At 70.7% G+C, this 22,478-nt stretch carries 13 protein-coding genes and 1 pseudogene; 8 read left to right on the top strand and 6 right to left on the bottom strand.

Annotated elements, in window-relative coordinates; all coding sequences use genetic code 11:
- The 3 genes from ACIQPT_RS29155 (at position 1) to ACIQPT_RS29165 (ending at position 4,773) form a co-directional block, all read left to right on the top strand.
- The gene (locus ACIQPT_RS29155) at positions 1-2,193 is read left to right on the top strand and encodes a trypsin-like serine protease (protein WP_401160099.1); all 2,193 of its coding nucleotides are present in this window, start codon (positions 1-3) and stop codon (positions 2,191-2,193) included.
- Between the two features lie 124 nt (positions 2,194-2,317).
- Positions 2,318-3,226 (top strand): alpha/beta hydrolase, encoded by a 909-nt coding sequence (locus tag ACIQPT_RS29160; protein ID WP_401160101.1) that lies wholly within the window; start codon positions 2,318-2,320, stop codon positions 3,224-3,226.
- Between the two features lie 80 nt (positions 3,227-3,306).
- Positions 3,307-4,773, top strand: coding sequence for an FG-GAP-like repeat-containing protein (locus ACIQPT_RS29165; protein ID WP_401160102.1), 1,467 nt, complete (start codon positions 3,307-3,309; stop codon positions 4,771-4,773).
- A 172-nt stretch (positions 4,774-4,945) separates the two neighbouring features.
- On the opposite strand, the pseudogene ACIQPT_RS29170 reads toward ACIQPT_RS29165, so the two are convergent.
- Positions 4,946-5,128: pseudogene (locus ACIQPT_RS29170) on the bottom strand (FAD-dependent monooxygenase); the annotation flags it as partial.
- Positions 5,129-5,762: 634 nt separating this feature from the next.
- Here ACIQPT_RS29170 and ACIQPT_RS29175 point away from each other — a divergent pair.
- Positions 5,763-7,808, top strand: a complete 2,046-nt coding sequence (locus ACIQPT_RS29175) for a M4 family metallopeptidase (RefSeq protein ID WP_401160104.1) — start codon at positions 5,763-5,765, stop codon at positions 7,806-7,808.
- Positions 7,809-7,900: 92 nt separating this feature from the next.
- Here ACIQPT_RS29175 and ACIQPT_RS29180 read toward each other — a convergent pair whose 3' ends face one another.
- Positions 7,901-9,133 carry an alginate lyase family protein gene (locus ACIQPT_RS29180; protein ID WP_401160106.1) on the bottom strand — a complete coding sequence of 411 codons (1,233 nt, stop codon included), beginning with the start codon at positions 9,131-9,133 and terminating at the stop codon, positions 7,901-7,903.
- A gap of 220 nt (positions 9,134-9,353) precedes the next feature.
- Positions 9,354-12,023: an alpha-glucan family phosphorylase gene (gene glgP / locus ACIQPT_RS29185; RefSeq protein WP_401160108.1), complete on the bottom strand. Its 2,670-nt coding sequence runs from the start codon at positions 12,021-12,023 to the stop codon at positions 9,354-9,356.
- Positions 12,024-12,777: 754 nt separating this feature from the next.
- On the opposite strand from glgP, the gene ACIQPT_RS29190 reads away from it, so the two are divergent.
- The 4 genes from ACIQPT_RS29190 to glgB all read left to right on the top strand — a co-directional run bounded on the left by ACIQPT_RS29190 (position 12,778) and on the right by glgB (position 20,629).
- Positions 12,778-14,796, top strand: coding sequence for an alpha-1,4-glucan--maltose-1-phosphate maltosyltransferase (locus ACIQPT_RS29190; RefSeq protein WP_401160110.1), 2,019 nt, complete (start codon positions 12,778-12,780; stop codon positions 14,794-14,796).
- Complete coding sequence (treS, locus tag ACIQPT_RS29195; RefSeq protein ID WP_352238279.1) at positions 14,793-16,499, top strand: maltose alpha-D-glucosyltransferase; 1,707 nt, start codon at positions 14,793-14,795, stop codon at positions 16,497-16,499. The genes ACIQPT_RS29190 and treS overlap by 4 nt, the downstream gene beginning before the upstream one ends.
- A 230-nt stretch (positions 16,500-16,729) precedes the next feature.
- Positions 16,730-18,151 (top strand): maltokinase, encoded by a 1,422-nt coding sequence (locus ACIQPT_RS29200; RefSeq protein WP_401160113.1) that lies wholly within the window; start codon positions 16,730-16,732, stop codon positions 18,149-18,151.
- Between the two features lie 81 nt (positions 18,152-18,232).
- Positions 18,233-20,629 (top strand): 1,4-alpha-glucan branching enzyme, encoded by a 2,397-nt coding sequence (gene glgB / locus ACIQPT_RS29205; protein ID WP_401160115.1) that lies wholly within the window; start codon positions 18,233-18,235, stop codon positions 20,627-20,629.
- Between the two features lie 82 nt (positions 20,630-20,711).
- On the opposite strand, the gene ACIQPT_RS29210 is transcribed toward glgB, so the two are convergent.
- The 3 genes from ACIQPT_RS29210 to ACIQPT_RS29220 all read right to left on the bottom strand — a co-directional run bounded on the left by ACIQPT_RS29210 (position 20,712) and on the right by ACIQPT_RS29220 (position 22,460).
- Positions 20,712-21,602, bottom strand: a complete 891-nt coding sequence (locus ACIQPT_RS29210; RefSeq protein ID WP_401160117.1) for an NAD(P)-dependent oxidoreductase — start codon at positions 21,600-21,602, stop codon at positions 20,712-20,714.
- A gap of 82 nt (positions 21,603-21,684) precedes the next feature.
- Positions 21,685-22,035, bottom strand: a complete 351-nt coding sequence (trxA, locus tag ACIQPT_RS29215; protein WP_401160119.1) for a thioredoxin — start codon at positions 22,033-22,035, stop codon at positions 21,685-21,687.
- Positions 22,032-22,460 carry a MerR family DNA-binding protein gene (locus ACIQPT_RS29220; RefSeq protein ID WP_401160134.1) on the bottom strand — a complete coding sequence of 143 codons (429 nt, stop codon included), beginning with the start codon at positions 22,458-22,460 and terminating at the stop codon, positions 22,032-22,034. The genes trxA and ACIQPT_RS29220 overlap by 4 nt, the downstream gene beginning before the upstream one ends.
- Positions 22,461-22,478 lie beyond the last annotated feature (18 nt).

The following is a 22,478-nucleotide window of genomic DNA, read 5'->3' on the forward strand; positions in this document are numbered from 1 at the left end:
ATGAGCAAGGATCAGATCGTGCCCAGAACGCGTCCGCGTGCGACCCTCTTCACCGGGCTGCTCGCGACCTCCCTCGCCGTCGGCGTCCATACCGGCATCCCGGCTCAGGCTCTTTCCGGAGACGCCGTTGCCAGCAACATCTATGCCTTCACCGCGAAGCTCGAGATCGGTGAGGGCGGTACGAAACGAGCATGTACAGCAGCCCTGATCAACCCTCAATGGGTCGTTACCGCCAGCAGCTGCTTCACCACCGGGACCACGATTCTCGTCAGGGGGAAGCCAGCGACGAAGACCACCGCGACGATCGGCCGCACCGACCTGACCGCCACTGGTGGACACGTCAGCGAGATCACCGAGCTCGTCCCGTATGAAGGACGGGATCTGGTCGTGGCCCGCCTCGCCACGCCCGCTGCGGGCATCAGTACCGTAGGTATCGCCACCACTCCCGTCGCCGCGGGCACCACGCTGGCGGTGGCCGGCTACGGGCGGACCGAAACCGAGTGGGTGCCCAACAAGCTCCACGCGGGGTCGTTCATCGTCAACGCGGTCTCCGAGCCCTCCCTGGACATTTCCGGTGCGACGGATGGGAGTGCGATCTGCAAGGGCGATGCCGGCGGTCCTGTCCTGCGCCAGGACGACGGCACGGTGGCACTCGTAGGGGTCAGCGGTCACTCCTGGCAGGGCGGATGCATCGGGGAGACCGAGACCCGCACCGATGCCCTGGCCGCCCGTACCGACAACCTCAAGCCGTGGATCGACGAAGTCATCGCCGGGGCAAGCGACTTCAACTGCGACGGACAACGGGACGTCGCGATCGCCGACCCCGATGCCACGGTGAATGGTGCTGTGAAGGCCGGTCGTGTGCAGTTGGTCTACGGCGGTGGGAAGGGCATCGGGGAGTTGTCGCAGGCGTTGCCGATCTTTTCCGGTGCTGCGGAGGTGAATGACCGGTTCGGTGGTTCGCTGGCGACGTTCGACCACAACCTCGATGGTTGCACCGACTTGGCCGTCGGTGTCCCCGGTGAGGCGATCGGTACCAAGGCCGGGGCCGGCGGGGTCCACATTGTCTACGGTTCGCCCGCTGGGCTCGGCCAGGGCAAGGCGGTCGTGAACCTGGTTCAGGGTTCGGGCAGCGGTGCTCTGGCGGGTATGGGTGCGGAGGCGGGTGACCGTATGGGTGAGGCCATCGCGGCCGGGACCACGATCGCCGGTGTTCCGTATCTCGCGATGGGTGCGCCGGGCGAGGATGGTTCCGGGTTCACCAACCCCGGTGCGGTTGTCTATCTGCATGGCACGGGTTTGGCCAATGTGCTGATCAACCAGGACTCCGAGGGGGTGCCCGGTGCGATGGAGAGCAATGACGAGTTCGGTGCTTCTCTCGCCGGTTCGCCCCAGCACCTGGCCATCGGCTCACCGGGGGAGACGATCGGCAGTCTGGCCAAGGCCGGAGGTGTGGCGGTCTTCAACCACAAGCTGAACAGTGCCAAGATCCCCACGGGTATCGCCGGGCTGGACCAGGATCTCGCCGAGATCCAGGACAAGTCCGAGGCCGGTGACACGTTCGGGTTCTCGCTCGGCATGACCGCCTACCGGCCGAACGCGGCCGCGACCGGTACCGAGTCCCTGCTCGTGATCGGCACCCCGGGGGAGGGCACCACCACGGTCGACAACACCGGTCGTATTGACGTCATCCGGCTGACTCCCACCGGCTTCAGCCAGCTGTCCGGTATCCACCAGGGCACCACGGACGTCTCCGGCTCGAACGAGGACGGCGACCGGTTCGGGCACACGGTGTCCGCCGTCAGCACGAACCCCTCGGCGGTAAGCACCGCGCAGAACACCCTGGTGGCGGTCGGTGTTCCCGGTGAAGACATCGGCGCCGCCACGGACGCCGGAGGCATCATGACGTTCGGGCTGCTCGGAGCGCCGGGTGACTCCGACACCACCGTCCACCCGGGCCTCGTGGGCCTGCCCGGTGCCCCGGTGACGGGTGAGAAGGTCGGCAGTGCGCTCACCGCCACCGGCACGCACCTCTACGTCGGTGTCCCCGACGGGCCGACGGACTACGGCCGCGCACACGCCCTGCCGTTGGCGAACGCCACCGCCGGTGGCAGCGAGCCTGTCGTCACGTACGAGCCGGGCAAGGACGGCCTCCCGACAATCGGGCAGCGCTTCGGCGCCGGCATCCGCTGACTCCGCGCCGCGGACAACAGCACGCTCCGGCCCCGGGAAACGCCAGCCGCGCTTCCCGGGGCCGGCCCCTGCCCGGCCGGAGTACTCAGCCCCCTTTTCCCCCTTTTTCCTGAAAGAGACTTTCGTGCGTCGCACTCTTCTGATCCTGGTGACCGCCGTGCTGGCGATCGTCGCCACCACGGCCGCAGCACCCGCAGCACCTGTCACAGCCAAGGCGCCGGCCGTGGTGAAGGCCGAGGCTGCCACCGAGAAGTACGGGACCCACCCCCGCCAGAGCCTGGACATCACCTGGAGCCCGGCACCGGCGCCCCGCCCGGCAATCATCCTGATCACCGGCGGCTACTGGTACACCCATGCCAGCTGGGCGACCTGGGCGAAGCGGTTCGCCGACCAGGGCTTCCAGACCTTCATCATGAATTACCGACTCAACTTCGAAGCAGCCTGGCCCGCCCAGCGCGACGACGTGGCCAGCGCCGTGAAGTGGGTACGCGACAACGCCGACCGGTACAACACCGACCCGGACAACGTCCTGCTCGTCGGCTCCTCCGCCGGCGGACAGATGGCCACCGACGCCGCGACGCACGGCACCAACGCTCTCGGTCTCCAGGGCATCGTCGCCCTGTCCCCGGTCGCCTCGCCCTACCGCGCCTGGCAGGACGGCAACACCTCCACCGTCGCCAAGATCCGCAAACTCCGCGACAACGCCACCCTCCTGGCCCGCTGCTACCCCGACCCCGCCGACAACTCCACCACCTACCGGGACACCGGCTGCTGGGACACCTGGCGCGACATGGAATCCAAGAACTCGGCCGGCAAGGGCGACGCACCGATGCTCCTGCTTCACTCCGACGGCGACTTCGTGCCCCCGGTGCACTCCACCGAGCTGGAGACCGCCGCGAAAGCCGCAGGCCTTCCAGCCTCGGACGTGACAACCCGCATCGTCACCGGTTCCACCGCCCACGGCCAGGCCCTGCTGAGCGCCCCCGGCATGTTCGACACGGTCGTCTCCTGGCTCAAGGCCCGCACCACCTGACCCACCCCGGCACGCCCGCCCACTCCCGCACCGTGCCGCCATGCGCTCAGCCCTTCCCCACCATCCCCAAGGAGCAGCAGATGAGTCGGCGTGCCCGAGCCGAACACACCCCCGCCCAGCAGAGAGCCCGTTCCGTGGCGGCGGCCCTGGCTATGAGCAGCCTCGCCTGCCTGGCCTGGACCGGGGCCGCCCAAGCGGCACCCGGTGTAGCCCCGGCGAGCCGGGCGGACTTCAACAACGACGGAATCGACGACTTGATCGCAGGCGTTCCGCAGGCGTCGTCCGCGGCAGGGCAGGTATCCATCCTTCCCGGGAGCAGCAGTGGCCCCGGGGCGGCAGGACTGAAGATCATTTCGCAGAGCGGGTCCGTCCCGGGCTCTCCCGAGCCCGGAGACCGCTTCGGCGCGGATGTCGCCTACGGGGACGTCGACGGCGACGGCCTGACCGACCTTGCTGTCGGGTCCCCGGGCGAGGCGGACACCGTGTACAAGGAACGCGGCAACGTCACCGTCCTGACCGGCAGCAGCCAGCTCACCCAGGGCGACTACTTCACCACCGCCAACGACGACCCCCGCAACCCCGCCAAGGCACGCCTGGGAACAGCGGTCGCGATGGGCGACTTCACCGGCGACGGGCTGGACGACGTCGTCGGCATCGGACTCGGCTCCGGCGGCTCGGGCGGCTGGCTGGTATGGCGCGACAGCGCCACCAAGAAGGCCACCACCCTTCGCCTCACCTTCGAAGACCTCAACCACGTCGACGTCGCCGCCGGAGATTTCAACGGCGACGGGTACGACGACGTCGCCGTCACCACCGTCGACCGCTACGGACAAGCACGCGCCTACGAATACGCGAGCGCCGGCCCCACCGGACTCACCCACGCCATGGCCATCCAGATGGGCGCGGGCCGCACCATCGACGCCGGAGACATCAACCAGGACGGCCGCGACGACATCGTCATCGGCCAGCCCACCCCCGCCGAGACCGCCCCCGCGTACGGCAGCACCCTCGGCGGGCAGGTCACCGTCAAGCTCGGCCAGGACTACGGCCTCTACTACCGAGGCCACACCACCACCATCAGCCAGTCCACTCCCGACGTGCCCGGAGAATCCGAGGAAGGCGACGCCATGGGCGCCTCCGTCGCCCTGCGCGACCTCAACGGCGACAACACCCTCGACATCATCACCGGCCTCCCCGGCCAGGACTCCACCGTCAACAACGTCACCAGCACCGACGCCGGCAGCGTCCTCCTCCTCAACCTGACAGCCACCCCGGACGGCATCGCCCTCAAGGACGCCACCAGCCTCAGCCAGGGCACCGGCGGCATCGGAGGCGCCGGCGAAACCGGCGACCAGCTCGGCACCGCCGTCACAGCAGGCAACTTCACCGGAAACGGCACCACCGGCCTCGTCCTCGGAGCCGCCGGAGAGAACAACGGCGACGGCACCACCATCTACCGCCCCACCACCGGCACCGCCACCTTCCTCGGCAAAGGCATCGCAAGAACACCCAACGGAAGCCGACTCGGCAGCACCCTCACATCCTGAAAGGTCATACCCCGGTTTGTCTACATCAGACGATCCAGACAACCGGGACAGCCCAAAAGCTGCATGCCCGTAGAACAGCCGACCGCAACTTCTCACCGCAGCCGCGAGAGAGGGAGGCGCCGTCGTATCTGGCTACCTCGCTGAAAGGGCGTTCTCCCAGCCGATCCTGATGACCCGGCTCGATCGGGGTCAGCCCGAAGAGGCGGCCGCTGCCCGAGGTCTCGCCGTGCACTGGGCTCTCGAAGTCCGCGATGCCGATCCAGGCGACGGTGCCGGCCTCGCGCGGGCCGCTGCGGTTACCGAAGCGGGCGGCGCGGACGGCCCTGCGGATGCCGTCGGCACCGATCAACAGGTCCTTACGCACTTCCCGACGCGCGACGCGGTGCTCCGCGCTGTGGCGGAGCGCCGCCTGGAGCAGCACCTCGCGCTCACCGGGCGGTTGCCCGCGACTCCTGGGCCCGGGAACAACTGATCGCCCTCTTCCGCTCGCTCCTGGAGAGCGTTCGACGCACGGCACCGGCACGCTCGCGGCGGCGGGACTGGACGACCTGGACCGCTTCGTACGCGACCTCCTGGACGCGGTGTACCCACCGGACACGAACGACCGGACGCCGCGGCGAGCGACCGCACCCTGACGGACCGGCACATTCCGGCGTGCGGATCTGGCCAGAACCCGACGCTGTCTCATCTGGCGGTCATCACGCCTCTTCCCGCCCGCGACCGCGCGGTGCCCGTCACGCACGAAACCTGTGACCACCCTGTGAATACCGGGCTCCACAACGCCCGGTAACACTGCGGCAATGATCGGCGAAACGTCCGCTTAACGAACATGACCTTTCCGGCAACGAACGAAAACCGGCCAAGTTATTGACGCGCTCCTGACAGACACGGTCATCTCCTGACACTCTTCACCCCGTTCTGCGCACCGCCTGCACCGTCCGGACGGCCCGTCCAGCGCCGCCGGTACCCCCCTCGCAGAAGGAGTCCGCGTGAGATCCACGCCCAGCCGTCGCGCCACCGCGACCGGCGCTCTGATAGCCGCAGCAGCCCTCATAGCCGTCGCCGTTCCCTCCGGCGCCGCGACCGCCACCTCCGCCCCCGCCTCGGCCCCGCTCGGCGGCATCACCGCCGGCACGAAGGCCGACCCGGGCGCCCTGCCCGCCAAGCTCTCCCCCGCCCAGCGCGCGGAGCTGCTCAGCGAGGCCAACGCGACCAAGGCGGCCACCGCCAAGGAACTCGGCCTCGGGTCCACCGAGAAGCTCGTGGTCCGCGATGTCGTCCAGGACCGCGACGGCACGACGCACACCCGCTACGAGCGCACCCTGGGCGGGCTCCCCGTCCTCGGCGGCGACCTCGTGGTCAAGGAGTCGGCGGCCGGGAAGACCGAGGGCGTCAGCAAGGCGTCGAAGGCGACCAGCGCGCAGCTGAAGGCCGTCGGCCTCACCGCCGACGTGGCTCCGGCCGCGGCCGAGAAGCAGGCGCTCGGCGCGGCGAAGGCCGAGGGCTCGAAGGAGAAGAAGGCCAGCGAGGCCCCGCGCAAGGTGGTGTGGCTGGGCAGCGGCTCCCCGCAGCTCGCGTACGAGACCGTCGTCGGCGGGCTCCAGCACGACGGCACCCCGAACGAGCTGCACGTGGTCACGGACGCCACCTCGGGCGAGAAGCTCTACGAGTGGCAGGCCGTCCACAACGGCACGGGCAACACGCAGTACAACGGCCAGGTCACCCTGGGCACCGCGCCCTCGTACACCCTGACCGACACCACGCGCGGCAACCACAAGACGTACAACCTGAACCGGGGCAGCTCCGGCACCGGCACGCTGTTCTCCAACTCGACGGACGTCTGGGGCGACAGCACCCCGCAGAACCCCGAGACGGCCGGCGCGGACGCCCACTACGGCGCGGCCGAGACCTGGGACTACTACAAGAACGTGCACGGCCGCTCCGGCATCCGCGGTGACGGCGTCGGCGCGTACTCCCGCGTCCACTACGGCAACAACTACGTCAACGCGTTCTGGCAGGACAGCTGCTTCTGCATGACGTACGGCGACGGCAGCGGCAACGTCAAGCCGCTGACCTCCCTGGACGTGGCCGCCCACGAGATGACGCACGGTCTGACCTCGGTCACGGCCAAGCTGGTCTACAGCGGCGAGTCCGGCGGCCTCAACGAGGCCACCTCCGACATCTTCGCCGCCGGTGTGGAGTTCTACTCCGACACCGCCGAGGACCCGGGCGACTACCTGGTCGGCGAGAAGATCGACATCAACGGCAACGGCACCCCGCTGCGCTACATGGACAAGCCCTCCAAGGACGGCTCGTCCAAGGACTACTGGTACGCGGGCATCGGCAACGTCGACGTCCACTACTCCTCGGGCCCGGCGAACCACTGGTTCTACCTGCTCTCCGAGGGCAGCGGCGCCAAGACCGTCAACGGCGTCAACTACGACTCGCCGACCTCCGACGGCCTCCCGGTGACCGGCATCGGCCGGGACAAGGCGCTGCAGATCTGGTTCAAGGCGCTCACCACGAAGTTCACCTCGACGACCAACTACGCCGCCGCCCGCACCGGCACGCTCGCGGTCGCCGGTGAGCTGTACGGGACCACCAGCCCCGAGTACGCGGCCGTGGCCCACGCCTGGGCCGGCATCAACGTGGGCGCCCGCCCCGGCGGCGGCGACCCCGACCCGGGCGGCAAGGTGTTCGAGAACACCACCGTGGTGAACATCCCGGACGCCGGTGCGGCCGTCACCAGCTCGGTCACCGTCTCCGGTGTGGCCGGCAACGCGCCGAGCGCCCTCAAGGTCGGCGTGGACATCACGCACACCTGGCGCGGTGACCTGGTCGTCGACCTGGTGGCCCCGGACGGCACCAACTACCGGCTGAAGAACCGCTCCGCCGGCGACTCCGCGGACAACGTGGTGGAGACCTACACGGTCAACGCCTCGTCCGAGGTGGCCAACGGGGTGTGGAAGCTGAAGGTCCAGGACCTCGCGCGGCAGGACACCGGGCGGATCAACAGCTTCAAGCTCACCTTCTGATCCACCTCACCTTCTGATCCACTCGCTGTGACCGAACGGCCCGGAAGAGGGACTCCTCTTCCGGGCCGTTCGTCGTGGTGCGGGACGCCGCCTCAGGCGGGGTTGTTCGCGTGGGTCAGGGTCTCCCAGGCGACGAAGAGGTTGTTGGATCCGGCGGGCCGCTGCCGCTCGGTCAGCGTCTGGGTGTTGGTCATCGCGTAACCGAGGCGGTTGGCGAGCGCGTTGAAGCCGACCTCGGTGACCGGCCCGAGGCTGTCCTTCAGCGAGCCGCCGCAGAGCGAGGACGGCACCGGCGTGCCCAGCTGGTGCTTGGCGTGCAGCCCCATCGCGTGCCGCAGCCGGTCGGCGACCTCCGGGTAGAGGTCCTGGCCCTGGATGCGGCTGGTCTCGGCGATGTGCGCGATGGCGGAGATGCCGTAGCCGGTGTGGGTCAGATCGCGGCAGGTCTCCTGGGAGAGCCCGTCCATGAAGGTGGACTGGCCCTGCCAGTAGTTGATGACTTTGGCCCGGGTGTCGAGCCCGCTGCCCGGCGCGACCTTGGGCAGGTCGCCGTCGGCGGTCACATAGATGTACGCCGGGACACGTCCGCGGAACTTGGAGACGGCCTTGTCGTAGGCGGCGCGGTCCTCCAGGAAGACCGCGATCCCGATCGCCGCCTCGGTCATGGACAGCTCCCAGTTGCCGTTGGAGTGGGAGCCGTTGGTGACCTTGGGCAGATAGACGTCACGGAGCATCGTGCCGAAGCGGCCGGAGTTCTGCCAGCCGCTGTAGGTGTACTTGATGATCTCGGCGGCGCGCGGCCAGGAGGAGCCGGCCCAGCCGGTCTGGAGCGGGGCGTTGCTGTTGGTGTGGTCCTTGATCACGGCCGACCAGGCGTCCATGATCTCGATGGCCTTCTGGGCGTACCGGCTGTCCTGGGTGATGTACCAGGCCAGCGAGAGCGTGTACGCGGCGATGGCGTCCTCGCGCTCGTCCGTGCAGCCGTTGTTGGGGTTGGAGTACGAGCCGCACTCGACGATCGCGCGGGGCTTGGCGGTGCGGGTCAGGGAGGCGTACTTGCTTCCCATCATCTGGTCGTGGGCGCTCTTCCAGGGCTGCGCGCCCGCCTGCACCCGGCCCCGGACGAAGTCCAGTTGCGGGCGGCTGACGAGGACGCCGGGGTGGGTGAAGTTCGCCGGGGCGGCGGCGGTGACGGGAGCCTTCGCGGGCGCCTTCGCCGGGGCCGGGGATCTCTCCGCGAGGGCGGGTGCGGCGAGGGCCGTGGTGAGCAGCGCGGCCAGGGCGGCGGCGGTGCCGAGAACGCGGGGGATGGTGCCGGTGCGCATGTGGGGGTGCCTTCCGGTGCGGTGACGGTTCAACGGCCCGACTCGACAAGAGCGTTCATGGATGTTCATAACCATGAACGATGGGCCGCATGATGAACCCTGCGATGAGTCAGGAACGTAAAGCCATTCCATGGACACGTCAAGGTTCTGTGTTCACTGCACGAAGGGACCCGGCACCGCACGGGTGCCGGGTCCCTCGGGTCTCCGCCGGGGCGCGCGCTCAGCGCATCAGCACGCCCGCGCCCTCCCCCGTCGCCTCGGTCGGCAGCGCGACCAGGCCCAGTTCGGCGCTGGTGGCCAGCAGGCCGTGGGCGGGCAGGACGCGCACGGTGTAGCCGTACGGTCCCGTCCGGTCCAGGGCGAGCGGGCCCTCGTACAGCCAGCGGTCCTCCAGGTCCTGGCCGCCCGCCGGCTTCAGCGGGAAGACCTGGGCGTCCGCGATGGCGTCACCGGAGTCGACCCGGCCCGCCACGACCTGGACCTCCACGTCGTCCGGGTCCAGGCCGCCGAGCGCGACCCGCACCCGCAGCGCCAGGGTGGCGCCGAGCTCCGCCGAACCGCCCGCCGCGGTGTCGGTCACCGACTCCACATGGTCGACGGAGACCCCGCGCCAGGCCGCCCGGACCTTGGCCTTCCACTGGGCGAGGTCCCGCGCGGTCCCGGCATCCAGGGCGCGCCGGGACTGCGCGGCGGGGGCGTACAGGCGCTCGGTGTACTCGCGCACCATCCGCCCCGCGAGCACCTTCGGACCGAGGTTGACCAGGGTGGAGCGGACCATCTCAATCCAGCGGTCGGGAAGTCCCCCGGCCCCCCGGTCGTAGAAGCGCGGGGCGACCCGGTCCTCGATCAGGGCGTACAGGGCGTTCGACTCCAGCTCGTCGCGGCGGTCCTCGTCGACCGCCGAGCCGTCGGCGGTGGGGATCTCCCAGCCGAAGTCCGGGTCGAACCACTCGTCCCACCAGCCGTCGCGCACGGACAGGTTGAGGCAGCCGTTCAGCGCCGCCTTCATCCCGCTCGTACCGCACGCCTCCAGCGGGCGCAGCGGGTTGTTGAGCCAGACGTCACAGCCCGGGTAGAGCTTCTGCGCCATGCCCATGCCGTAGTCCGGGAGGAAGACAATGCGGTGGCGCACCCGTGGGTCGTCCGCGAACCGGACCAGCTCCTGCACCAGCCGCTTGCCGCCGTCGTCGGCGGGGTGGGCCTTGCCCGCGACGACGATCTGGATCGGGTGCGTCGGGTGGAGCAGCAGCTCCCGCAGCCGGTCGCGGTCGCGCAGCATCAGCGTGAGCCGCTTGTACGAGGGGACCCGCCGGGCGAAGCCGATGGTCAGGACGTCCGGGTCGAGGACGCCGTCGATCCAGCCCAGCTCGGCGGTGCCCGCGCCGCGCCGCCGCCAGGAGGCGTAGAGCCGGCGGCGGACCTCGGTGACGAGCTGTCCGCGCAGGTCGCGGCGCAGGTCCCAGATCTCCTGGTCGCCGATGCCGGTCACCGCGTCCCAGCGGCGGGGGGTGCCGCTCCCGGTGGCGTCCTCGTCGGCCACCGGGCCGCCCGCCAGCACCTGGTGGGCGCGGCCCTCGCCGACCTGGCCCGCGCCGAGCCGGAACACCTCGGGGGCGACCCAGGTCGGTGCGTGGACCCCGTTGGTGACGGAGGTGATGGGCACCTCGGCGGGGTCGAAGCCCGGCCAGAGCCCGGAGAACATCTCCCGGCTGACGGCCCCGTGCAGGGTGGAGACGCCGTTGGCGCGCTGGGCGAGCCGCAGGCCCATCACCGCCATGTTGAACAGCTCGGGCTCGCCGCCGGGGTAGGTCTCGGTGCCGAGCCGCAGGATCTTCTCGACGGGTACGCCGGACAGCTCGCCGTCGTCGCCGAAGTGGCGGGTGATCAGCTGCCGGTCGAAACGGTCTATGCCGGCGGGCACCGGGGTGTGGGTGGTGAAGACGGTCCCGGCCCGGACCACTTCGATCGCGGCGTCGAAGTCGAGCCCGGTGGCTGCCAGTTCACGGATGCGCTCCAGGCCGAGGAAGCCGGCGTGGCCCTCGTTGGTGTGGAACACCTCCGGCTCCGGGGTGCCGGTCAGCCGGCACCAGGTGCGCACCGCGCGCACCCCGCCGATGCCGAGCAGCATCTCCTGGAGGAGGCGGTGGTCGCTGCCGCCGCCGTACAGCCGGTCGGTGACGTCGCGTTCGCCCGGCGCGTTCTCCTCGACGTCGGAGTCGAGGAGGAGCAGCGGTACGCGGCCGACCCGGGCCAGCCAGATACACGCGTGCAGCGAGCGTCCGCCGGGCAGGGCGAGCACCACCCGGGCGGGGGTGCCGTCGGCCTCGCGGACCAGGTCGAGCGGGAGTTCGTTGGGGTCGAGGACGGGATAGTGCTCCTGCTGCCAGCCGTCGCGCGAGAGGGTCTGGCGGAAGTAGCCGTGGCGGTAGAGCAGCCCGACGCCGATGAGCGGGACGCCGAGGTCGCTGGCGGCCTTGAGGTGGTCGCCGGCCAGGATGCCGAGGCCGCCGCTGTACTGCGGCAGCGCCGCGGTGACACCGAATTCGGGTGAGAAGTAGGCGATGGCGGAGAGAAGTTCGACTCCGGCGGCCCGCTGTTCCTGGTACCAGCGGGGGCCGTCGAGATACTCGGCCAGGTCGGCGGAGGCCTCGGCGAGGCGGGCGAGGTATTCCTCGTCCCCGGCCAGTTCGGCCAGCCGCCCGGCGGACAGCGAGCCGAGCAGGCGTACGGGGTCGGCGTCCGCGGGCCGCCAGCCCTCGGGGTCGGCGGACCGGAAGAGCTCACGGGTCTCGGTGTGCCACGACCAGCGCAGGTTGCGCGCGAGGTCGTGGAGGGGTCGGAGGGGTTCGGGGAGGACAGGACGCACGGTGAATCGACGAATGGCCTTCACGTACTCCACCTTTACAGGGGACTTGCGCATCCGAGGGGACGCACGACGGTGTGCGTCCCTTCCGTCACCCCTGACGGTAGCGGCCGTCCGTGGCGGGCTGCCACGGCGCGCGGGCGGCGCGCGAGGGCCGGGACCGATCGCCGCGCGCCGCCCGACAGCCGCCCCCACCGCCGCCGCGCCACCGCCCCACAGGCGTCCCACCGCCACTCCACAGGCGCCCCATCCACCCCGTCCGCGATCCTCCGTCACTCCGCTCACCTGGGGGTTTGGCCGATTTCACTCCCGTACGCAGCCTTGTGGACCTCCCTGCCACAGGGAAGGCTGCCGTGTGGCGCCGCAGAACGGGTATCCGGAACCCGTGGGGGCGCTTCGGACTCCCCTCGCCCACCGGGGGCGTGCGCGCCGCGTGCGGCGGAGCCCGAGCCGGTCGACTACGACCGAGTAGTTAACACAGCGCCGGATTTCCCACCCGCGGACGCGGGGAAGGCTTCCCCGGTACGCGGCACGAACCGGCACGACCCGGCCCGCAGACGTTTCTCCGTGCGTTCCGAAACATGCGCGAAACCCCCGCGACCCACCCATTCGAGTGCCATTCGAGTGAACGCGGACAGGAGCGGCCATGCCCACAGCCCGTCAGCAGACAGCTGAGCAGCTACAAAGGACAGATCCCCGTCTTCGCGGCACACGCGGTCGGTCCTCCGCGCCCGTGCCGTCCCCCGTGCACGCCGAGCTCCTCCAGCCCTCAGGTGATTCCATGATCGGTCGTATTCCCGTCCTGGACGTCCGTCCTCTCGTCGACTGCGGCAGACGGGCGGCGAAGGCCGTTACCGGTGAGACCTTCCAGGTCACCGCCACCGTCTTCCGCGAAGGCCACGACGCGGTGGCCGCCAATGTCGTCCTGCGCGATCCGAGCGGACGGGTCGGACCGTGGACCCCGATGCGCGAGCTGGCCCAGGGGACGGACCGGTGGGGCGCGGACGTCACTCCGACCTCCGAGGGCCGCTGGACGTACACGGTGGAGGCCTGGAGCGATCCGGTCACCACCTGGCGGCACCACGCCGCGATCAAGATCCCGGCGGACATCGACACGGACCTGGTGCTGGCGGAGGGCGCAGCCCTGCTGGAGCGGGCCGCCGCGGGCGTCCCGAAGAAGCACGGCCGGGAGGCGGTGCTGGCCGCGGTGGACGCGCTGCGCGACACCGCCCATCCGCCGGCCGCCCGGCTGGCCGCGGCCCTGACCCCGGCCGCCGACGCGGTCCTGGCCCGGTATCCGCTGCGTGAACTGGTCACCCGCTCCAAGCCGCTGGCGGTGCGCGTGGAGCGCGAGCGGGCGCTGTTCGGGTCGTGGTACGAGCTGTTCCCGCGCTCGGAGGGGGCGCGGCGGGAGCCGGTGGACCCGGCCGACACCTCGCCGGACGCGGAGACCCGGCTGGTCAGCGGCACGTTCCGGACGGCTGCCGAGCGACTGCCCGCGGTCGCCGCCATGGGGTTCGACGTCGTGTATCTGCCGCCGATCCACCCGATCGGGACCACGCACCGCAAGGGCCCGAACAACTCCCTGACGCCCGGCGAGCACGACCCGGGCGTGCCGTGGGCGATCGGTTCGCCGGACGGCGGGCACGACGCGGTCCACCCGGAGCTGGGCACGCTGGAGGACTTCGACCACTTCGTGTCGGTCGCCGGCAATCTGCGGATGGAGATCGCCCTGGACTTCGCGCTCCAGTGTTCGCCGGACCACCCGTGGGTCAAGGAGCACCCGGACTGGTTCCATCACCGCCCGGACGGTTCGATCGCGTACGCCGAGAACCCGCCGAAGAAGTACCAGGACATCTATCCGATCGCCTTCGACAAGGACATGCGCGGTCTGGTGGCGGAGACCGTACGGATCCTGCGCTTCTGGATGGACCACGGGGTGCGTATCTTCCGGGTCGACAACCCGCACACCAAGCCGGTGGTGTTCTGGGAGAAGGTCATCGCCGAGATCAACGGCACCGACCCCGACGTCGTCTTCCTGGCGGAGGCGTTCACCCGCCCGGCGATGATGCACACGCTGGGCGCGGTCGGCTTCCAGCAGTCGTACACGTACTTCACCTGGCGCAACACCAAGCAGGAGCTCACCGACTACGTCACGGAGCTGTCCGGCGAGGCCGCCTCGTACATGCGGCCCAACTTCTTCGTGAACACCCCCGACATCCTTCCCGGTTACCTCCAGGAGGGCGGCCGCCCGGCCTTCGAGGCACGGGCGGTGCTGGCCGCGACGCTGGCCCCTTCCTGGGGCGTGTACGCGGGATTCGAGCTGTGCGAGAACACTCCGGCCAAGCCGGGGAGCGAGGAGTACCTGCACTCGGAGAAGTACGAACTGCGCCCGAGGGACTGGGAGTCGGCGGAACGCGAGGGCCGCACGCTGACGCCCCTGATCACCTCGCTGAACCGGATCCGCCGGCGTAACCCCGCTCTGCGGCAGCTGCGCGACGTCCACTTCCACCACACCGACAACGAAGCGCTGATCGCCTACAGCAAGCGCTCCGGAACGAACACCGTTCTGGTGGTCGTGAACCTCGACCCGCACCACACCCAGGAGGCCACGGTCTCGTTGGACATGGAGCGGCTCGGCCTCTCATGGCACGAGCGCGTACCGGTGCGCGACGAGCTCACCGGCGATACCTATCACTGGGGCAGGGCCTTCTATGTGCGCCTAGAGCCGGGCATCACGCCCGCGCACATCGCCGTCCTGCGACCGTCCCCGCCGACCGGAGGGTCACCCACACCATGATCGTCAATGAGCCTGTCCACGACACGTTCGAGGACACTCCCGCCAAGGACCGCGATCCCGACTGGTTCAAGCGCGCCGTCTTCTACGAGGTGCTCGTCCGGTCCTTCCAGGACTCCAACGGCGACGGAATCGGCGACCTCAAGGGCATCACCGCCAAGCTGGACTATCTCCAGTGGCTCGGCGTCGACTGCCTCTGGCTGCCGCCGTTCTTCAAGTCGCCGCTGCGCGACGGGGGCTACGACGTCTCCGACTACACCGCCGTCCTGCCGGAGTTCGGCGATCTCGCCGACTTCGTGGAGTTCGTGGACGCCTCGCACCAGCGGGGCATGCGCGTCATCATCGACTTCGTCATGAACCACACGAGCGATCAGCACGAGTGGTTCCAGCAGTCCCGCACCGACCCGGACGGGCCGTACGGCGACTACTACATCTGGGCGGACGACGACAAGCAGTTCCAGGACGCCCGGATCATCTTCGTCGACACCGAGACGTCCAACTGGACCTTCGACCCGGTGCGCAAGCAGTACTACTGGCATCGCTTCTTCTCGCACCAGCCGGACCTCAACTACGAGAACCCGGCGGTGCAGGAGGAGATCCTCGCGGCCCTGCGCTTCTGGCTGGACCTGGGCATCGACGGCTTCCGGGTCGACGCGGTGCCCTACCTCTACCAGCGCGAGGGCACCAACTGCGAGAACCTCCCCGAGACCCACCACTTCCTCAAGCGGGTCCGCAAGGAGATCGACGCCAACTACCCGGACACCGTGCTCCTCGCCGAGGCCAACCAGTGGCCGGAGGACGTCGTCGACTACTTCGGCGACTACGAGCAGGGCGGCGACGAATGCCATATGGCGTTCCACTTCCCCGTGATGCCGCGGATCTTCATGGCGGTGCGCCGCGAGAGCCGGTACCCGGTCTCCGAAATCCTGGCCAAGACCCCGGCGATCCCGAAGAACTGCCAGTGGGGCATCTTCCTGCGCAACCACGACGAGCTCACGCTCGAAATGGTCACGGACGAAGAGCGCGACTACATGTACGCGGAGTACGCCAAGGACCCGCGGATGCGCGCCAACATCGGCATCCGGCGGCGGCTCGCCCCGCTGCTGGACAACGACCGCAACCAGATCGAGCTGTTCACCGCGCTGCTGCTGTCGCTGCCCGGCTCCCCGATCCTCTACTACGGGGACGAGATCGGGATGGGCGACAACATCTGGCTGGGCGACCGGGACGCGGTGCGCACCCCGATGCAGTGGACGCCCGACCGCAACGCCGGGTTCTCCTCCAGCGATCCGGGGCGGCTCTATCTCCCCACGATCATGGACCCGGTCTACGGCTACCAGGTCACCAACGTCGAGGCGTCGATGGCCTCGCCGTCCTCGCTGCTGCACTGGACCCGCCGGATGATCGAGATCCGTAAGCAGAATCCGGCCTTCGGTCTCGGCGAGTACACCGAACTCCCGTCCTCCAACCCGGCGGTGCTGGCGTTCACCCGCGAGTACAAGGACGACCTCGTCCTGTGCGTGCACAACTTCTCGCGGTTCGCCCAGCCGACGGAGCTCGACCTGCGATCGTTCAACGGACGTCATCCGGTGGAATTGATCGGCGGGGTACGCTTCCCGGCCATCGGCCAGTGGCCCTACTTGCTGACCCTCGCGGGACACGGCTTCTACTGGTTCCGGCTGCGCAAGGACGCGCCGCCGGCCTGATGCCCCGTCCGCCCGGTGCGGGACGGTTTCCGCCGCCCCGCACCGGGCACCCTGACCCCAACGCAAGGCCGCGGGCCTCTCACGGTTCCGCCGCCCCCGGCCTTCACGGTTCCGCCGTTCGAGTCCGTAAGCACCTTCCTCTCCCGACACGTCCCGCACAGCCGGACAGCCATTGCCGCAATCCGGGACACTCTTCGCATCCTGTGTGCCCGGGGAAAGGACGCGATGCCATGTCGGAGGCTGCATCCACTCACGTCGCCCTGGCGAAGAGCACGAGGATCAGCGCAACCCTCAGTAGTACGACGGACGGGGCCCTGCTCCCGTCCCTCGCCCCGCTGCTCCACGCATGGCTGCCCCGGCAGCGCTGGTTCGCCGGCAAGGGCCGGCCGGTCACCGGCTTCTCCCTGGTCTCCGCCACGGAGATGCTGCCGCTGGACGGCACGGCGGGCCCGGGGCTCCTGCACCTGCTGCTGCGGGTCGAGCAGCCCTCCCAGCAGGACCGCCCGGCCGAGGACTGCTACCAACTCCTCCTCGGCGCAAGAACGTCACTGCCGCCGCTGCTCGCGGGCGCCCTGATCGGCCGGGTGGAGCGGGGCCCGCTCGCCGGACGGACCGTCTACGACGCCCTGCACGACCCGCGGCTGGCCGATCTGCTGCTGGAACGCTTCCGCCACCCCGGGAGCCTCGGCTCGCTGCGCTTCCGGCGGACCGCCCCGGTCCCGGCCGGGCTGGCGCCCCGGGTGCTGGACGCCGAACAGTCCAACTCCTCGCTCGTCTACGGGGACGCGTTCATCCTCAAGATCTTCCGGCGCGTCTTCCCCGGCACCAACCCGGACCTGGAGCTGCCCCTCGCGCTCACCGGCGAGGGGTGCGCGCGGGTGCCGGCCCCGGTCGCCTGGTTCGAGGCGCAGGGACCCGAACCGCTCACCCTCGGCGTCCTCCAGCCCTTCCTGCACGGCGCCCGCGACGGCTGGCAGCTCGCGCTGGGCGCGCTGGCCGCGGGCCGCGACTTCCTCACCGAGGCGCGGGCGCTGGGCCGGGCCACCGCCGAGGTGCACACCGCGCTCGCCGCCGCGCTGCCGACCCCGGCGCTGCGCGGCACCCAGACCCGGCAGCTCGTCTCCCAGATGACCCAGCGGCTGGAGGCCGCAGCCCAGGCGGTCCCGGCGCTCGTGCCGTACGTCCCCGGACTGCGCGCCGCGTTCGACGCGGTGACGGACCTCGGGGTGCGGGGCAGCGGCTGGGCCCAGCAGCGGGTGCACGGCGATCTCCACCTCGGGCAGACCCTGCGCTCCGCCGACGGTTTCTGGTCACTGATCGACTTCGAGGGCGAACCGGCCCGCCCGCTGCCCGAGCGCCGCAGGCCCGCGCCCCCGGTGCGCGATGTCGCCGGCATGCTGCGCTCCTTCGACTACGCGGCCCGCTCGCACCTCCCGTGGAACCCGGAGTGGGCGGCCCGCTGCCGTGCCGCCTACTGCGAGGGCTACGCGCAGGCGTCGGGCAGCGACCCGCGCGGCGAACCGGAGCTGCTGCGCGCCCACGAGACCGACAAGGCCGTGTACGAGGTGCTGTACGAGGCCCGGCACCGCCCCGACTGGCTGCCGGTTCCGATGGCGGCCATCCAACGGCTGGCCCGGTCCGCCGCGGCCTGACCCGCACTCCCCCACGTACCTCCCGCCTTCCCGCTCTCCCGTCCGCGCTTCTCCCCTTCACCCTCCGAGGAGGCCGTCCCTGTGACCGCCCGCAAGCCGTCCCGCAAGGCATCCCGCAAGACCGCCGACGTGCCGGTCGAGGTCCCCGCCGAGGCTGTCGTCGAAGCCGCCGAGGCCGCCGTCGACGTGGCTCCCGCGCCCGCCACGCCCACCACCGCGGCCGCGCCCGCCAAGCGCGCCAGGACCCGGCGCGCCGACGCGGGCCCGCCGCGCCCCCGGCAGGCCGGCGACGGCCAGGGCGCGCGTCCCGCACCGGCCCTGGACGGCGCGGACCGCGGCCGGCTGCTGGCCGGCGACCACCACGCGCCGCACGACGTGCTCGGCGCGCACCCGATCCCGGGCGGGGTGCTGGTCCGGGCGCTGCGGCCGTTCGCGCGGTCCGTCACCGTACTGGCGACCGGGCTGCGGGCCGAGCTGCACGACGACGGCGACGGCTTCTTCTCCGGTGTGCTGCCGGTGCCCGAGGCGCCCGCGTACCGGCTGGAGGTGGCGTACGACGACACCACCATCGAGGTGGAGGACCCGTACCGCTTCTGGCCGGCGATCGGCGAACTCGATCTGCATCTGATCGGCGAGGGCCGCCACGAGGAGCTGTGGCGGGCGCTCGGCGCGGAGCCGATGGTCCACCAGGGGGTGGCCGGGACCCGGTTCACGCTCTGGGCTCCGAACGCGCGCGGCGTGCGGATCACCGGGGACTTCACCTACTGGGACGGCACGGGCACGCCGATGCGTTCGCTCGGCTCGACCGGGGTGTGGGAGCTGTTCCTGCCCGGGGTCGGCGAGGGCGCGCTGTACAAGTACGACATCTGCCGCCCGGACGGTTCGCACACGGTGCGGGCCGACCCGATGGCCCGGCGCACCGAGGTGCCGCCCGCGACCGCCTCGATCGTCACCGCCAAGCACCACGAGTGGCAGGACGCGGACTGGATGGCGCACCGGGGCGACCGGCCGGTCCACGAGGCCCCGTTCTCGGTGTACGAGGTCCATCTCTCCTCCTGGCGACCGGGGCTGACGTATCGTCAACTGGCCGAGCAGCTTCCCGCGTACGTCAAGGACCTGGGCTTCACGCACGTCGAGCTGATGCCGGTCTCCGAGCATCCCTTCGGCGGCTCCTGGGGCTACCAGGTCACCGGCTTCTACGCGCCGACCTCGCGGATGGGCACCCCGGACGACTTCCGGTACCTGGTGGACGCCCTGCACCGGGCGGGCATCGGCGTGATCATGGACTGGGTTCCGGCCCATTTCCCGCGCGACGACTGGGCGTTGGCCGAGTTCGACGGACGGCCGCTGTACGAGCACGCCGACCCGCAGCGCGCGGCGCACCCGGACTGGGGGACGCTGGAGTTCGACTACGGCCGCACGGAGGTACGCAACTTCCTCGTCGCCAACGCCACGTACTGGTGCGAGGAGTTCCACATCGACGGGCTGCGGGTCGACGCGGTGGCCTCGATGCTCTACCTCGACTACTCCCGCGAGGACGGGCAGTGGTCGCCCAACGAGTTCGGCGGCCGGGAGAACCTGGACGCGGTCGCCTTCCTCCAGGAGATGAACGCGACCGTCTACCGCCGCAACCCCGGCGTCGTCACGATCGCCGAGGAGTCCACCGCCTGGGACGGCGTCACCCGCCCCACCGACGGCGGCGGCCTGGGCTTCGGGCTGAAGTGGAACATGGGCTGGATGCACGATTCGCTCCAGTACATCGCCAAGGAGCCGATCCACCGCAAGTACCACCACAACGAGATGACGTTCTCGATGGTGTACGCCTACAGCGAGAACTATGTGCTGCCGATCTCGCACGACGAGGTGGTGCACGGCAAGCAGGCGCTGGTGGCGAAGATGCCCGGCGACTGGTGGCAGCAGCGCGCCAACCACCGCGCCTACCTGGGCTTCATGTGGGCCCACCCGGGCAAGCAACTCCTCTTCATGGGCCAGGAGTTCGCCCAGGGAGCGGAGTGGTCCGAGGGGCACGGCCCGGACTGGTGGCTGCTGGATCCCTCCTACGAGGCGTCCGGCGACCACCGCGGGGTGCGGACCCTGGTCGGCGATCTGAACGCGGTGTACGGGGCGGTGCCCGCGCTGTGGCAGCGCGACACGGTGCCGGAGGGGTTCAGCTGGGTGGACGGCGGGGCGGCCGAGGACAATGTGTTCGCGTTCCTGCGGTACGACGCGGACGGCTCCCCGCTGCTCGCGGTCTCGCACTTCTCCCCGGCGGTCCGGAGCGACTACCGCCTCGGGGTGCCGGAGACCGGCACGGAGGGCTGGGTCGAGGTCCTGAACACCGACGCGGCCCGTTACGGCGGTGGCGACGTGCGCAACGAGGAGCCGCTGAAGGCGGAGGCGGTGCCCGCGCACGGCCGCCCGTCCAGCATCTCGCTGACGCTGCCGCCGCTGGCGACGGTGTGGTTCCGCCCGGCGTAGCCCGTCCGGGGCTGTGAACGGCCGGGGCCGGTAGCGCGTCTCTCGCGGACGCGGTACCGGCCCCTCCCCCGTTCGCGACGGGTCAGTCCTCGGCGGCGAGCACCTCGATGATGCTCGTCCACGACTCCGGGCCGTGGCCCTTCGCGATGGCCCGGTCGGTGACGCCCTTGAGCGCGGCCAGCTGCGAGACGTCCAGACCGTGATCCTTCGAGGTGTGCAGGATGTGGTCGACGCTGGCCGCCATCATGGCGAGGTTCGCGCCGTCGGGCGTGTAGTCGCGCGAGTCCGCGCCGGCCGCCGTGTGCGCGGCGATCGGCGGCAGGATGGCCGCGATCGTGTTGAGGTACGGGGCGAGCGACGCGCCGTCGATGCCCTCCGCGCGGGCCAGCGCGAAGGCGTGGACGAGGCCGCCCATGGCCCCGTAGAAGAAGTCCAGAATCGCCATGTCGTAGGCGGCGGCGAGCCCGTGGTCCTCGCCGAGGAAGGTGGCGGGCGCGCCGAGCGCCTTGAGGGTGGCCTCGTGCGCCTCAAAGGCGGCCCGGTCGCCGGAGTGGAACACCAGCGCCTCGGCCGAGCCGATCACGTCGACCGGCACCATGATCGTCCCGTCGAGGTAGGACAGGGAGTGCTTCTCGGCCCAGGCGGCGGCCTGCCGTGAGCGGGCCGGGGTGTCCGAGGTGAGGTTGACCAGGACCCGCCCCTGAAGGGCCCCGGTCAGCGGCTCCAGGACCGCGTCGGAGGCGTCGTAGTCGACGAGGCAGACCACGACGAGTCCGCTCGCCCGCACGGCCTCCTCGGCGGACGCGGCCCGCACCGCGCCCCGGTCCACGAGGTCCTCGCCCTTGCCGGGGGAACGGTTCCAGACGGTGGTGGGGTGACCGGCGGCCAGGAAGGCGCCGGCCAGGGCGCGGCCCATGTCGCCGAGGCCGAGGACGGTGACAGGGGCGGGATTCGGTGTGTTCGCTTGCGTCATGTGGACCATGCTGGGCGCGCGGCGGCCCCTTGCCCAGAACCCACTTGACTGTCAGATACGCACTTCCGGGAAAGGATCCAGCTCAGGGCGTTGTGGCCGGGTCGAGGACGTCCGCCAGTTCCTGGAGCAGCTTCCGCTTCGGCCGGGCGCCGACGATCGACTTCACCGGCTCGCCCGCCCGGAAGACCATCAGGGTCGGCGTCGCCAGCACGCCGTACCGGACGGGGATCCCGGGTTCGCGGTCGACGTCGAGCTGGACGATCCTGATCCGGTCGGCCTCCTCCCGGGCGATCTCACCGAGCACCGGGGCGAGCTGGCGGCAGGGACCGCACCAGTCGGCGGTGAACTGGACCAGCACGGGCAGCGCGGATTCCAGCACCTCCGCCTCGAAGGTCTCCTCGGTGACGTGGGTGACGCCTTCGGTCCGGATCATGGTTGTCCTCCCATTTCGCAGCGGGGCGGCGGGCCACCGGGCAGGTCGGCCGACGCCTCCAGTTCGGCTCGGGCTAGCTGGGCGCCGACCTCGGCGCGCACGGACACGAGCTGCCCGATCAGCGCGTCCAGCTCGTCGAGCTTGCGCCGGTAGACGGCGAGCGAGGCGGGACAGGAGTCGCCGGCCGGGTGGCCGGCGCGCAGGCAGTCGACGAAGGGCCTGGTCTCCTCCAGATCGAACCCGAAGTCCTGGAGTGTCCGGATCTGCTGGAGGAGGCGCAGGTCGTCCTCGTCGTAGCTGCGGTAGCCGTTCTCCGCTCGTCGCGCGGGGCGCCGCCCCCCCCCCCGCGTGTTTCGGGGGGTGCGCGGGGGCGGTCCCGCCCCGGGGGGCCCCAGCCCCCATAGCCAGGGGCGGCCCGCTTGCATTGACCCGCCCGCCACCCC

The organism is Streptomyces sp. NPDC091289 (genome assembly GCF_044757365.1).
In the GTDB taxonomy this organism is placed as follows: domain Bacteria; phylum Actinomycetota; class Actinomycetes; order Streptomycetales; family Streptomycetaceae; genus Streptomyces.

Coding starts and splice junctions, on each gene's coding strand:
- ACIQPT_RS29155 (WP_401160099.1), top strand. CDS start 1: ATGAGCAAGGATCAGATCGTGCCCAGAACGCGTCCGCGTGCGACCCTC.
- ACIQPT_RS29180 (WP_401160106.1), bottom strand. CDS start 9,133: ATGCGCACCGGCACCATCCCCCGCGTTCTCGGCACCGCCGCCGCCCTG.
- ACIQPT_RS29220 (WP_401160134.1), bottom strand. CDS start 22,460: ATGCAAGCGGGCCGCCCCTGGCTATGGGGGCTGGGGCCCCCCGGGGCG.
- ACIQPT_RS29165 (WP_401160102.1), top strand. CDS start 3,307: ATGAGTCGGCGTGCCCGAGCCGAACACACCCCCGCCCAGCAGAGAGCC.
- ACIQPT_RS29190 (WP_401160110.1), top strand. CDS start 12,778: ATGATCGGTCGTATTCCCGTCCTGGACGTCCGTCCTCTCGTCGACTGC.
- ACIQPT_RS29210 (WP_401160117.1), bottom strand. CDS start 21,602: ATGACGCAAGCGAACACACCGAATCCCGCCCCTGTCACCGTCCTCGGC.
- treS (WP_352238279.1), top strand. CDS start 14,793: ATGATCGTCAATGAGCCTGTCCACGACACGTTCGAGGACACTCCCGCC.
- ACIQPT_RS29200 (WP_401160113.1), top strand. CDS start 16,730: ATGTCGGAGGCTGCATCCACTCACGTCGCCCTGGCGAAGAGCACGAGG.
- trxA (WP_401160119.1), bottom strand. CDS start 22,035: ATGATCCGGACCGAAGGCGTCACCCACGTCACCGAGGAGACCTTCGAG.